This is a genomic window from Streptomyces sp. 17_S59 (assembly GCF_056930295.1).
Genome location: NZ_JBXOWD010000001.1, coordinates 1709497 through 1721667 on the forward strand (window position 1 = coordinate 1709497; position 12171 = coordinate 1721667).

12 protein-coding genes and 1 riboswitch are annotated in these 12171 nt (G+C 70.5%); of the genes, 3 read left to right on the forward strand and 9 right to left on the reverse strand.

From position 1 onward, the window contains the following. Nucleotides 1-123: 123 nt before the first annotated feature. The 3 genes from AC1Z4A_RS07410 to AC1Z4A_RS07420 all read right to left on the reverse strand — a co-directional run bounded on the left by AC1Z4A_RS07410 (nucleotide 124) and on the right by AC1Z4A_RS07420 (nucleotide 3100). A complete protein-coding gene (locus tag AC1Z4A_RS07410) occupies nucleotides 124-1209 on the reverse strand; it encodes a C40 family peptidase (RefSeq protein WP_483677044.1) in 1086 nt (361 codons plus the stop codon). Nucleotides 1210-1463: 254 nt separating this feature from the next. Continuing rightward, nucleotides 1464-2837: an NYN domain-containing protein gene (locus AC1Z4A_RS07415; RefSeq protein WP_483683532.1), complete on the reverse strand. Its 1374-nt coding sequence runs from the start codon at nucleotides 2835-2837 to the stop codon at nucleotides 1464-1466. Between the two features lie 23 nt (nucleotides 2838-2860). Beyond that, on the reverse strand, nucleotides 2861-3100 hold the full coding sequence (locus AC1Z4A_RS07420) for a hypothetical protein (protein ID WP_483677045.1): 240 nt from the start codon (nucleotides 3098-3100) through the stop codon (nucleotides 2861-2863). 154 nt (nucleotides 3101-3254) lie between these two features. On the opposite strand from AC1Z4A_RS07420, the gene AC1Z4A_RS07425 reads away from it, so the two are divergent. Both AC1Z4A_RS07425 and AC1Z4A_RS07430 read left to right on the forward strand, forming a co-directional pair. Then, entirely contained in the window at nucleotides 3255-3974 is a 720-nt protein-coding gene (locus AC1Z4A_RS07425; RefSeq protein ID WP_483677046.1) for a rhomboid family intramembrane serine protease, read from the forward strand. Beyond that, the gene (locus AC1Z4A_RS07430) at nucleotides 3971-4252 is read left to right on the forward strand and encodes an Lrp/AsnC ligand binding domain-containing protein (protein ID WP_483677047.1); all 282 of its coding nucleotides are present in this window, start codon (nucleotides 3971-3973) and stop codon (nucleotides 4250-4252) included. Before AC1Z4A_RS07425 ends, AC1Z4A_RS07430 begins: the two co-directional genes overlap by 4 nt. A 57-nt stretch (nucleotides 4253-4309) precedes the next feature. Here AC1Z4A_RS07430 and AC1Z4A_RS07435 read toward each other — a convergent pair whose 3' ends face one another. The 6 genes from AC1Z4A_RS07435 to ctaE all read right to left on the reverse strand — a co-directional run bounded on the left by AC1Z4A_RS07435 (nucleotide 4310) and on the right by ctaE (nucleotide 11506). Beyond that, entirely contained in the window at nucleotides 4310-5656 is a 1347-nt protein-coding gene (locus AC1Z4A_RS07435; RefSeq protein ID WP_483677048.1) for an aminotransferase class V-fold PLP-dependent enzyme, read from the reverse strand. Between the two features lie 134 nt (nucleotides 5657-5790). Then, nucleotides 5791-5907, reverse strand: a riboswitch (SAM riboswitch). A gap of 190 nt (nucleotides 5908-6097) precedes the next feature. Further along, nucleotides 6098-7162, reverse strand: coding sequence for an anthranilate phosphoribosyltransferase (gene trpD, locus AC1Z4A_RS07440; protein WP_483677049.1), 1065 nt, complete (start codon nucleotides 7160-7162; stop codon nucleotides 6098-6100). 174 nt (nucleotides 7163-7336) lie between these two features. Next, a complete protein-coding gene (gene qcrB, locus AC1Z4A_RS07445) occupies nucleotides 7337-8962 on the reverse strand; it encodes a cytochrome bc1 complex cytochrome b subunit (RefSeq protein ID WP_483677050.1) in 1626 nt (541 codons plus the stop codon). Continuing rightward, the gene (gene qcrA, locus AC1Z4A_RS07450) at nucleotides 8959-10011 is read right to left on the reverse strand and encodes a cytochrome bc1 complex Rieske iron-sulfur subunit (RefSeq protein WP_483677051.1); all 1053 of its coding nucleotides are present in this window, start codon (nucleotides 10009-10011) and stop codon (nucleotides 8959-8961) included. The genes qcrB and qcrA overlap by 4 nt, the downstream gene beginning before the upstream one ends. Then, on the reverse strand, nucleotides 10008-10817 hold the full coding sequence (gene qcrC, locus AC1Z4A_RS07455) for a cytochrome bc1 complex diheme cytochrome c subunit (RefSeq protein WP_483677052.1): 810 nt from the start codon (nucleotides 10815-10817) through the stop codon (nucleotides 10008-10010). Before qcrC ends, qcrA begins: the two co-directional genes overlap by 4 nt. Nucleotides 10818-10885: 68 nt before the next feature. Beyond that, nucleotides 10886-11506, reverse strand: a complete 621-nt coding sequence (ctaE, locus tag AC1Z4A_RS07460; RefSeq protein WP_099197454.1) for an aa3-type cytochrome oxidase subunit III — start codon at nucleotides 11504-11506, stop codon at nucleotides 10886-10888. A gap of 256 nt (nucleotides 11507-11762) precedes the next feature. Here ctaE and AC1Z4A_RS07465 point away from each other — a divergent pair, with 256 nt between their 5' ends. After that, complete coding sequence (locus tag AC1Z4A_RS07465) at nucleotides 11763-12164, forward strand: hypothetical protein (protein WP_483677053.1); 402 nt, start codon at nucleotides 11763-11765, stop codon at nucleotides 12162-12164. Nucleotides 12165-12171 lie beyond the last annotated feature (7 nt).

Consider the following 12171-nt stretch of genomic DNA (forward strand, 5'->3'; position numbering starts at 1 on the left):
CCTTACGGGGTGGGAAAACTGACGCCCCACCGGAGACGCAGGTCACCGGCGGGGCGCGGAGTCGGCGCGCGACGCCGCGATTCGCCCGAACGGGCGGTGTGGCGCGGCGGGGCGGCGGGGGCGTCAGCCCACGCGGACGCCGAACTGGAAGGGCATGTTGCTCATGGCCTCGTAGCGGACGAACGCACCGGTCCGCGGGGCGTGGAAGACCTGGCCGTTGCCCGCATAGAGGCCCACGTGGTGCTGGTCGCCGTAGAAGATCACCAGGTCGCCGGGCTTGAGCTGGCTCTGGTCGTAGATCCGGGTGCCGGCGTTGGCCTGGTCCTGGGAGATCCGGGGGAGGGAGACGCCCGCCTGCCCGTACGCCCACTGCGTGAGCCCGGAGCAGTCCCAGGAGTCCATCCCGGTCGCGCCGTAGCTGTACGGCTTGCCCTCCTGGCTCTCGGCCGCCGCCAGCGCGGCGGCACCCCGGCCGGAACCGGCGGGGATGTTCGGGCGGCTGGAGGAGCCGCCGCCGGAGCCGGCCTTGCCGCCGCTCTTGCCGCTACTCGCGCTGTCCCCGCCCTTGCTGCCGTCGGCGCTCTTGTCCGCGCCGGTGATCTCGGCGCGCTCCTTCTCGGTGAAGCCGTTGAGCACCTGCTGGGCCTCGGCCAGCTTGCCCTGGACCTCGTCCTTGCGCTCGGCCGCGGCCTTGCGCGTGGACTCGAGGTCGGCCAGCTTGCGGGCGGCCTCCTCGCGCTGCTGCTTGAGGGTGCGCTGCTTGTCGGCTATCAGCCGGAGCGCGTCGGCCTGCTTGGCGCTCAGCTGGCTGAGCGTGGAGGCCTTGTCCAGGTAGCTGTCCGGGTCGGAGGAGAGCAGCAGCTGGAGGGTGGGGTCTATGGAGCCGCTGCGGTACTGGGCCGTGGCCACCCCGCCGAGGGCGTTGCGGAGCTTGTTCAGCTCCTCCTGACCGCGTGAGACCTTGTCCTGGAGGTCGCTGACCTCCTTCTCCAGCTTGTCCTTCTGCTCCTTGGCCCCGTTGTACTTCTCGGTGGCCTGCTCCGCCTCTTCGTAGAGCTTGTCGACCTTGTCCTTGGCTTCCGCCTTGGACATCTGGGGGCCGTCGGCGTACGCCGCCTGGGCCGAGAGCGCGACGGTCGCGGCGGCGGTCGCGGTCAGGAAGGTCACCCGGGAACGGGACGGCGGCTTGGGACGACGGTGGGACCCCACGGAGACAAGCTCCTTTTCATCTCTCGGCCGCCTGCCGCGCCGGACTCCGCGCGCATGGCGGGACCTTCACCGCCACCCCGAATGGATGATCACCGCGCGAAGGTTCGAGGCCCGACCCTAGTGAGCGGAATATGATCCTTTCAAATTCTCTGACGAAAAATCTGCACCGGCCGTTGCATCCTTTGCCAATACTCGACGGTCAGTAGCGGGGACTTGACGGTCGGATAGGCACAAGCCGGACAGCCGGGTACCGGTCAGGTGCGCGCAAGTCGCTTGAGCAGCAGCGCCGATGCGACCGGCCGCGCGCCCGCCTTGGCGACGCCGTCCGCCACCTCGCGGTCCGTGGAGACCACCACCACCGGACGGCCCGGCGGCTCCGCCCGGACCAGCTGCCGGATCAGCTCGTCGGCCGTCACACCCGGCTTGCTGAACAGCACCCGCACCCCGCGCGGCGGTGCCAGCAGCACCGGCGCGGCCAGCTCGGCGCCGTCGAAGACGCAGGTCACCTCCGCGCCCGTCTGTGCGGCGAGCATCGCCAGCCCGCCCAGCAGCCGCAGCCGCTGCTTGTCCAGCGGCATCGTCGGGTAACCGGTCTTGGTGACGTTGTAGCCGTCGACGACCAGATGCGCCTGAGGCAGCGCCAGCAGCTGGTCGAGCAGGGCGGGATCGGTCTCCGACAGTGCCCTCGTCGCAATGTCCTTGGGCGTCATCGTGCCCGGCCGCACCGCGTCCACCGTGTCCGCCGGGGGCACCGACACCGGGGGCAGCGCCAGCTCGCGCCGCAGCCCCTGCGCCGCGTCCAGCACCGTGTCCAGCAGCAGCCGCAGCCGCACGTCCTCCACGCTGCGCCCCTCACGGGCGGCCCGGCGGCTCGCCTCCAGGGCCGCCTCGGCCTCTGCCAGCCGCGCCTTGAACCGCCGGGTCTCGCCCGAGGCCGCCGCCTTCTCTGCGGCCGCCTCCGCGCGCACGGCCTCCAGCTCCGCCTGCACCTTGCGCAGCGCCGCCTCGCCGCGCCGCACGTCGCTCTGCGCACTGCGCAGCTTGCGGTGCAGCGACTCGGCCTCCCGGCGGGCCGCGTCCAGCTCGCCGCGGACCCGCTCGGCCTCCGCCTTCGCCTCGGCCCGTGCCGCCGCCAGCTCCTCGTGCAGCCGCTCCAGCTCGCGCCGGGTCTCCTCGCCGGCCCGCTCGGCGCTCGCCCGCTGGGCCTCCTCGCCGGCCGCCGTGACCAGCTTGACCCAGCCCGCCGGCCGCAGCACGAAGGCCATGGCCGCCACGTCCTCGGGGTCCGCGGCGGCCGGCGGCGAACCGGCGTCCAGCGCCTCGACCAGCTCGGACTCCAGCTCGCGCAGCCGCGCGGAGATCCGCTGCCGGAAGGCGGGGTCGCCCTCCACCGCGGCCGCCATGGCGTTGCCCGCGAACTTGGCCCGCCGGCTGGGCGTGAACCGCGCGTACTGCCGCAGCTGGGCCGGGAGTTCGGCGACCGTCAGACCGCCGAAGGCCTCCGCGACCAGCCCGATGACCTTGCGCCGGATCCCCTCCGGCAACGGGCGGTCGAGCACCTCGCTGACGCCGTCGTCGGCCCCGCCGGCGTCACCGGCCGCCTCCACGCCGTCGCCCGTGTGCTCCACCACCGCTTCATCGCTCCCGTTCTTCAGGCATGTGCGCCCGGCCGGTCCACCAGCTCGATCTGGTCGACCGCGTTGCACCAACGGCACCGCACCGACTCGATCGTCTCACTGACCACCTCGCGCTCCTCAACCGTCGGCTCTCCGGCCAGATCCAGGTGCACGAAGTCGACGGACCTGGTCGTCCGGGTCACGTCGAAGCGCGTCAGGTTGCCGCACAGCGTGCAGCGCCACCGGGTGCCGGCAGTCGGCTGGGGTACGCCCATCGTGTCGTCCGTCCTCGTCGAGTGGTCTGCGGTCTGCGAGGTGCTCCCCGTAACCCTACGGCCTGGTGGTCACCCGGGGCGGTGCCACCGGCCGTAGCCGAACGCCCGGCGAGGCGCTCCGGTCCGGTTGCGCCCGGTACGCCATGATCTGGCCATGATCGAGAACGCAGAGCACCCGGGCAGAACCGGCACCCCCGTGGTGACGTGGACAATCCTGGCCGTCTGCGGCGCGGTCTTCCTGGTCGGGCCGATGTCCGGCCTCAACCCGGCCTACGGCACCGGGGCCGCGCTCCAGGCGGCCCAGAGCGCCTACTTCGAGCGCTGGGGCGTCGTGCCGCGGGAGCTGTGGCTGGGCTCCCCCCTGGCTCTCGGCACCCCGTTCACGGCGCTGTTCGTCCACGGCAACTGGCTGCACCTGCTGGGCAACATGCTCTTCCTCTATGTCTTCGGCGCAATGACCGAGGCGCGCATGGGCCGTTCCTCCTTCGCCCTGTGCTACCTCGTGACCGGCTGTCTCGCCCTGCTCGGCTACGCAGCCGTGCACGCCGACTCCGGCCGTACGCTCGTGGGGGCGTCCGGCGCCGTCTCCGGCGTGCTCGGCGCGTTCCTCTATCTCTTCCCCAGGGCGCGCGTCACCAGCCTCCTGCCGTTCCTCTTCTTCCTGCCGCTGCGGCTGCCCGCCTGGGCCGTGCTGCTGTTCTGGTTCGTCCTCCAGTGGCTGGCGGCCGGCACGGCGGCGGGACGGCCCGGGGTCGCCTATCTCGCCCACGTCGTGGGCTTCGCGCTCGGCTTCGGCTTCGCCTGGGTGTGCGGGAGCCGTGCGGCTAAAGTGAAGGGCGCAACCAGGTCCACCGAAGGAGACAAAGCGACGTGATCACCTCGATCGTGCTCATCAAGACCGACGTGGACCGGATTCCCGAGATCGCCGAGACCATCGCCGCCATCGAGGGCGTCAGCGAGGTCTACTCGGTCACCGGCGGGGCCGATCTGATCGCGCTGGTGCGGGTGGCCCGCCACGACGACCTCGCGGACCTCATCCCGGGCCGGATCAGCAAGGTGCCGGGCGTGGCCTCGACGGAGACCCACATTGCCTTCCGCACCTACTCCCACCACGACCTCGAGGCCGCGTTCGCGATCGGCCTCGACAGCTGACGGACCGGCCGGCCCGCACGCCCGCACGGCGGCAACGGACCGGCCCGATCCGGCGGTTCAGCCCGCCACGGCCGCGGTGTCCGGGACGCAGCGGCCGCCCTCGGTGCGGTAGAGCCACCGGGCGCCGTTCGCCACCAGCTCCCCGACGGCCCGGACGAACCGCTCGACGTGCTCGTCGGGCGTCCCGGCGCCGAAGCTGACCCGGACGGCGTTCAGCGACTGCCCCTCGTCGGGCGCCCCGCACTCGCCCGGCTCCGCCCGGTCCCCGCCCAGCAGCGTGCGGACCAGCGGGTGCGCACAGAACAGGCCGTCGCGGACGCCGATGCCGTACTCGGCGGACAGCGCGGCGGCGAAGTGGGAGCTGTTCCAGCCGTCCACGACGAAGGAGATGACGCCCACGCGCGGTGCGTCGTCGCCGAACAGCGACAGCACCCGCACCCCGGGCACCCGGGCCAGTCCGGCCCGGACCTCCGCCACCAGCCGCCGCTCGCGCTCGACCAGCCGGCCGAAGCCCGCCTCGGCGAGCGCCTTGCAGGCGGAGGCGATGGCGTAGGCGCCGATGACGTTGGGCGAACCGGCCTCGTGCCGCGCGGCGGTGGCGTGCCACTCGACGTCCACTCCCCCGCCGGCGCGCCGCGCGACCCGGCGGCTCGCGCCCCCGCCCGCCAGGTACGGCTCCGCCGCCCGCAGCCAGTCCGCGCGCCCGGCCAGGACGCCGGAGCCGAACGGCGCGTACAGCTTGTGCCCCGAGAAGGCCACCCAGTCGACGTCCAACTCCCCGATGTCCACCGGGTGATGCGGCGCCAGCTGCGCAGCGTCCAGCACGATCCGCGCACCGTGGGCATGGGCGGCCGCGGCCAGTTCGCGCACGGGCCACAGCTCGCCGGTGACGTTGGACGCACCGGTCACACAGACCAGGGCGGGCCCGTGGGGGTCACGGCCGGCCAGGGCCCGCTCCAGGGCCTCGACCGCCGCCCGGGGCGAGCGCGGGGCGTCCAGGCAGGTGACGCGGCCGGCGGGCCAGGGCAGCAGCGCGGCGTGGTGCTCGGTCTCGAAGACGAACACCTGGCAGTCGGCGGGCAGTACGGCCGCGAGGAGGTTGAGCGAGTCGGTGGTGGACCGGGTGAACACGACCTGGTCGCCCGGGCGGCAGCCGAGGAACTCCGCGACGGCGGCCCGGCTGTTCTCGAAGAGTTCGGTGGAGAGCTGCGAGAGGTACCCGGCGCCGCGGTGCACGCTGCCGTAGTAGGGCGCGTACGCGGCCACGTCGTCCCACACGCGCTGCAGGGCCGGGGCGCTGGCGGCGTAGTCGAGCGCCGCGTACGTCACCTCGCCTCCGGTGACGAGCGGCACGCGGACATTGCTTCCCAGAACGGGCAGCGGGGAGAGGGTGAGGACAGGCATGGCGAACTCCCGTACGAGGCAGGCGAATTCAAGGGGGTAAAGGGTGAAGGGTGTACGGAAAAGGGCTCTCGGAGCCCTAGCGCATTCGCTGCATCACGGAAGTTCTCCCTCGACAACCAGGATCCCTGGCGAGGGATCCGCGCTTGCCACAGGCTCTGCTGCCTGCGACCTGGTCATCACCCGGGGCACCCCGCCACGGAAGGAGGGTTGCCGGACAGCGGGCCGGGGCCGTGTCGCTGTCACTCGTGACCTTGCGGAGGAGTATGGCACAGGTTGGGGTGGGCGGGGGTTTCATTTCAAACGCCGGACGGGCTGAATTTTCAGCCCGTCTGGGGGCACCTCCCAGCGGTAGCTGGGGGAGTTTGAGGACCGGGGGTCCGGGGGCAGAGCCCCCGTTTACGGGAAGGGGCGGGGTGGGGAAAGGCCCGCCGCAGGCGCGCCCTACGCGTTGCTCGCCGCCACCCACCGCTCCAGCACCCGCCGCGCCGCCCCCGAGTCGATCGACTCCGCCGCCCGGACCATCGCAGCCGTGATCTGCTCCACCAGTGGAGCCTCCGTGGGCGCCAACGCCACCAACGCCGCAGCCGAGTTCAGCAGCACCGCATCCCGCACCGGCCCCGTCTCCCCACCCAGCACCCGCCGCGCCACATCCGCGTTGTACGAGGCGTCCGCACCCCGCAGGGCGTCCACCGGGACCAGGGGGATCCCCACGTCACGGGGGTCGAAGGGCTCCTCCCGCACCGAGCCGTCGCGGACGATCCACACCCGCGAGGTCGCCGTCGTGGTCAGCTCGTCCAGCCCGTCGTCGCCGCGGAAGACCAGCGCCGAGGAGCCGCGCTCGGCGAGCACCCCGGCCAGGATGGGCGCCATGCGGGCGTCCGCGACGCCGGTCGCCTGGGCGCGCACCCGCGCGGGGTTGGTCAGCGGGCCGAGCACGTTGAAGGTCGTACGGATGCCCAACTCGCGCCGTGCCCCCGCCACGTGCCGCAGCGCGGGGTGGAACTTCACCGCGAAGCAGAAGGTGATGCCGGCCTCCTCGGCCACCTCCACCACCCGGTGCGGCTTCAGGTCCAGGTTGACGCCCAGCTTCTCCAGGACGTCCGAGGCGCCGCTCGCGGAGGAGGAGGCGCGGTTGCCGTGCTTGACGACCTTCACGCCCGTCCCGGCCACGACGATCGAGGACATGGTGGAGATGTTGACCGTCTTGGCGCCGTCGCCGCCCGTGCCGACGATGTCCACGCTGGGGCCGGGCACCTCGATCAGGTTGGCGTGCTCGTACATCGCCCGCACCAGGCCGGAGATCTCGGCGACGGTCTCGCCCTTGGCCCGCAGCGCGACCGCGAAGCCGGCGATCTGGGCGTCGGTGGCCTCGCCGCGCATGATCCGGTCCATGGCCCAGGCGGTGTCGTCCGCGGTCAGGTCCACGCGGTTGAGGAGGGCGTCGAGGAGGCGGGGCCAGGAAGGGGCCACCGAGCGCTCGCCGCCTGCCGGGGTCGCAACGTTCATGGTCCACACTCCTGGTGGTCGGCCCTCGGCACGGACGCGCGAGGGTCCACTGATATACCCGTCCAGCCTATCCAGATCGCGGACGGCGAAGAGCCCCGTCCAAGCGCTGGACGGGGCTCTTGCCGTGGCGATCAGTGTCTGGTGATCAGTGCGCGGAGATCAGCCGTGTCGTGATCAGTGGTGACCGTGACCGCTGGTGATCTCGTGGTACTCCTCCGCGGTGGCCTTGGGGATGTGCGTCCCCTCGCCGTAGAAGCCCTTCGAGAGCTTCACGCGGAGCTTCTGGCCGGCACCGGCCTTGCGGGCGACGCCGTTCTCGTCGACCTCGGGCTCCAGCTCGAGCGGCTTGGGCTGCTCGTGCGCCGTGAGGGTGTGCAGCTGCTCCTGCGAGAGCGGCTCGTGGACCTCGACGAACTCGCCGTGCGGCAGGCGCTTGATGATGCCCGACTCGCGGCCGTGCAGCACCTTGTCCTTGTCGCGGCGCTGCAGACCCATGCAGATCCGGCGGGTCGCGATGAACGCGAGGACCGGGCCGACGAAGAAGGAGATGCGGACGAACCAGGTGATGGCGTTGATCGACAGGTGGAAGTGGGTCGCCCACAGGTCGTTGCCACCACCGATCATCATCACGCCGTAGGCGGTGAGCCAGGCCACGCCGAACGCGGTGCGCGTCGGGGCGTTGCGCGGGCGGTCGAGCAGGTGGTGCTCGCGCTTGTCACCGGTGACCCAGGACTCGATGAACGGGTAGACCGCGATGGCCGCGAGGACCACCGGGAAGATCATCATCGGGATGAACACGCCCAGGACGAACGTGTGGCCCCAGACGTTGATCTCCCAGCCCGGCATGACACGGATCAGACCCTCGGCGAAGCCCATGTACCAGTCGGGCTGGGCGCCGGTGGACACCTGGTCCGGACGGTACGGGCCGATGGCCCAGATCGGGTTGATCGTGGCGATCGCCGCGATGGCCGCGATGACACCGAAGACCAGGAAGAAGAAGCCTCCGGCCTTGGCCATGTAGACCGGCAGCAGCGGCATGCCGACCACGTTCTCGTTCTTCCGGCCGGGGCCGGGGAACTGCGTGTGCTTGTGGTAGAAGACCAGGATCAGGTGCGCCACCAGCAGGCCGAGCATGATGCCCGGCAGCAGCAGGACGTGGATCGAGAAGAACCGCGGCACGAAGTCCGAGCCGGGGAACTCGCCGCCGAACAGGAACATCGAGATGTACGTGCCCACGATCGGGAACGACAGGATCGCACCCTCCATGAACCGGACACCGGTGCCGGAGAGCAGGTCGTCCGGCAGGGAGTAACCGGTGAAGCCGGTGAACATGCCGAGGACGAACAGCAGGAAGCCGAACAGCCAGTTGACCTCACGCGGCTTGCGGAACGCACCGGTGAAGAAGACGCGCATCATGTGCACGAACATGCCGGCCAGGAAGATCAGCGCGGCCCAGTGGTGGATCTGCCGGATGAGCAGACCGCCCCGCACGTCGAAGCTGATGTCGACGGTCGACTTGAACGCCTCCGACATCTGCAGGCCCTGCAGCGGCTCGTACGAGCCGTGGTACACGACCTCGTTCATGCTGGGGTGGAAGAACATCGTCAGGTACACACCCGTGAGGATGATGATGACGAAGCTGTAGAGGCAGATCTCACCCAGCATGAAGGACCAGTGGTCCGGGAAGATCTTCCGCATGTTGACCTTGGCCAGGCTGTAGATGCCCAGCCGGCCGTCGGCCCAGTCGGCGACCCGCTCGCCCGCGGGCGCCTTGCGGCGTGAATCGGTTGCAGTGCTCATCCGCGCTCCCAGAAGGCAGGACCGACGGGCTCGGCGAAGTCGCCCATGGCCTCGAGGTAGCCCTTGTCATTGACCTTGATCCGCAGCTGCGGAAGGGCGTGGCCGGCCGGGCCGAAGATCACGCGACCGCCGTCGGAGAGGTCGAAGGTGGACTGGTGGCACGGGCACAGCACGTGGTGGGTCTGCTGCTCGTAGAGGCTGATCGGGCAGCCGACGTGCGTGCAGATCTTGGAGTACGCGACGATGCCGTCCGCGGACCAGTCGAGCGAGCGCTTGTCCTTGATGTTCTCCGGGCGGAGCCGGACGATCATCAGGGCGGCCTTGGCGATCTGCTGCTGGAAGTCGTGGTCCTCCTCCGACATGCCCTCGGGCATGGCGAAGGTGAGGGAGCCGACCTGGATGTCCTCGGGACGCAGCGGCTGCATCGTGTTCTGGTTGATGAGCATCTTGCCCTCGGACCAGGCGGTCTTGCGCAGCTTGGTGCCCGGCAGCGGGCCCAGGTCGCGGAAGAGCACCACGGCGGAGAGCGGCAGCAGGGCCATCGCGCCGAACATGGTGTTGCGCAGCAGCTTGCGGCGGCCGAAGCCGGACTCCTCGGCGCCCTGCTTGAAGTCGGCCAGCACCTTGGCCCGGACCTCCGGGGAGGCCTCGATCGGGTGCCGCTCGTCGGCGTGCTCGACGTCCGACATCAGGGTGCGGGCCCAGTGGACCGCGCCCGCGCCGATGCAGAACAGCGCCACGCCGAGGGTGAGCCCCAGCGCGAAGTTCAGGGCGCTGACGTGACCGATCGGGAAGACGTAGATGCTCTTGTCGACCGGAAGGGTCACATAGGAGGCGATGAAGCCGACCGTCGCCAGCATCGAGAGCGTGAACAGGAAGGCGACCACGCGCTCGGAGCGCTTGGCGGCCCGCTCGTCGATGTCCTGGATGCGGGGCTCGTGCGGCGGCAGTCCCGGGTCGGCGAACGGGTCGCCCGCGGTGGCTACCGCGCCTTCGTGCGCGCCCTGCGCGCTGGGCAGGGTCTCTTCTGGAATGTCTTGGCTACTCATGACTTCTTGGCCTTGGCGGTGTGGGCGGCGACCCAGATGGCGACGGCGACCAGCGCGCCCAGACCGAAGATCCACGCGAACAGACCCTCGCTGACCGGGCCCAGCCCGCCCAGCTCGAGGCCGCCCGGGCTCTTCGTCTTGTCGCTGTTGACCGTGTCGAGGTACGCGATGATGTCCTTCTTGTTCTTCTCCGACATGGTGGTGTCGGGGAAGGAAGGCATGTTCTGCGGGCCCGTCTGCATGGCCTCGTAGATGTGCTTCGGGTTGACGCCCTCGAGCGACGGGGCGTACTTGCCGTTCGAGAGCGCGCCGCCCTTGCCGACGAAGTTGTGGCACTGGGCGCAGTTCGTACGGAACAGCTCGCCACCCTTGGCGATGTCGGCGCCCTCGGGGCTGTACTGGCTCTTGTTCGGGACCGAGGGGCCCGCGCCGAGCGAGGCGATGTAGGCCGCGAGCTGGTCGATCTCGGCCTGGGAGTAGATCGCCTTCTTGCGCGGCGCCTGCGCGCCCTGCTGCTGCAGCGGCATGCGGCCGGTGGCGACCTGGAAGTCGACGGCGGCGGAGCCCACGCCGACCAGGCTCGGCCCGTCGGAGGTGCCCTGACCGCCGGTGCCGTGGCAGCTGGCGCAGCCCACGGAGTAGAGCTTCTTGCCCTCCTCGATGGCGAGGGACTGGGCGGTGTCATCGGCCTTGGCCGTGTCCGCGGGCGCGAACGCGGCGTACAGCCCCCCAGTTACCGCCAGCGCGAAGAGTAGGACGACGACCGCCGCCAGCGGATGGCGTCGTCGTGCGGAGAGCTTTTTCACGGATTACCCCGGTGTCAGGATCTTCTGCGTCGATGCTGGACTGATGGTCCGGTGCGGGACAGGACCGATTACTTGATCAAGTAGATCGTGGCGAAGAGGCCGATCCACACCACGTCGACGAAGTGCCAGTAGTAGGACACGACGATGGCCGCCGTCGCCTGGTGGTGGGTGAACCTCTTGGCCGCGTACGTCCTGCCCAGGACCAGCAGGAAGGCGATGAGACCGCCCGTCACATGCAGGCCGTGGAAGCCGGTGGTCAGGTAGAACACCGAGCCGTACGGGTCGGAGGAGAGCGAGAGGCCTTCCTCCTTCACCAGATCGGTGTATTCGAAGACCTGGCCGCCGATGAAGATGGCACCCATCACGAAGGTGACCACGAACCACATGCGCAGCTTCTTCACGTCGCCCCGCTCGGCGGCGAACACGCCCAGCTGGCAGGTGAGGGAGGAGAGCACCAGGATCGTGGTGTTGGTGGCCGAGAACGGAAGGTTCAGCGCGGACGCCATTTCCTTCCAGTGGTCGGTACCCATCACCGATCGCAGGGTGAAGTACATCGCGAAGAGGGCCGCGAAGAACATCAGCTCGGAACTCAGCCAGATGATGGTTCCGACGCTGGTGAGGTTCGGTCGATTGACCGACGGGTGTGCGTGCCCGGTATCTGTTGCTGTTGCTGTCGCCACGACCGACATTATGTCGGTCGCTTATCTCGCGCTCACTCCGGGGGGTGCCGTTCGGTGTGTCAAGACCGTATGCACTGCTCGTACGGCCCCCGCCTTGCTGCACACGGGCGACCCCGAGGGGGGACGGAAGCGTCCCCCAAAGGGGGGAAGCGCTGCTTCCGGGGCAGTTGGAGAGCCTGTCCAACCCTCCTCGCGGGGGCCTTCCGCGGAGTAGCATCGCGCAACGTCCGACCCACAGCTGTGCTGCCACAAGCTTGGAGGAACGATGCGGCCGACTGCCACGGTGCTGGTCTACAGCGATGACGCGAGCACCCGCGAGCAGGTGCGGCTGGCCGGCGGGCGGCGCCCCGCGGCCGACGTGCCGCCGGTGGAGTACCTGGAGTGCGCGACCCTGCCCGCCGTGCTGAAGACCCTTGCGGACTACCGCGTCGACGTCTGCGTCCTGGACGGGGAGACGGCTCCGGCGGGCGGCATGGGGGTGTGCCGGCAGCTCAAGGACGAGGTGTTCCGCTGCCCGCCCGTGCTGCTGCTCATCGGCCGCCCGCAGGACGCCTGGCTGGCGACCTGGAGCCGGGCCGACGCGGCGGTGACCCACCCGCTGGACCCGGTGGCCTTCGCGGAGGCGCTGGCGGGGCTGCTGAGGCAGCGTACGGCCGTCGGCGCCTGACGCGTCC

Excerpts from the sequence above, each read along its gene's own strand:
- AC1Z4A_RS07420 (WP_483677045.1), bottom strand. The coding sequence starts at position 3,100 with ATGGGCGTACCCCAGCCGACTGCCGGCACCCGGTGGCGCTGCACGCTG.
- AC1Z4A_RS07425 (WP_483677046.1), top strand. The coding sequence starts at position 3,255 with ATGATCGAGAACGCAGAGCACCCGGGCAGAACCGGCACCCCCGTGGTG.
- AC1Z4A_RS07435 (WP_483677048.1), bottom strand. The coding sequence starts at position 5,656 with ATGCCTGTCCTCACCCTCTCCCCGCTGCCCGTTCTGGGAAGCAATGTC.
- trpD (WP_483677049.1), bottom strand. The coding sequence starts at position 7,162 with ATGAACGTTGCGACCCCGGCAGGCGGCGAGCGCTCGGTGGCCCCTTCC.
- qcrB (WP_483677050.1), bottom strand. The coding sequence starts at position 8,962 with ATGAGCACTGCAACCGATTCACGCCGCAAGGCGCCCGCGGGCGAGCGG.
- qcrA (WP_483677051.1), bottom strand. The coding sequence starts at position 10,011 with ATGAGTAGCCAAGACATTCCAGAAGAGACCCTGCCCAGCGCGCAGGGC.
- ctaE (WP_099197454.1), bottom strand. The coding sequence starts at position 11,506 with ATGTCGGTCGTGGCGACAGCAACAGCAACAGATACCGGGCACGCACAC.
- AC1Z4A_RS07465 (WP_483677053.1), top strand. The coding sequence starts at position 11,763 with ATGCGGCCGACTGCCACGGTGCTGGTCTACAGCGATGACGCGAGCACC.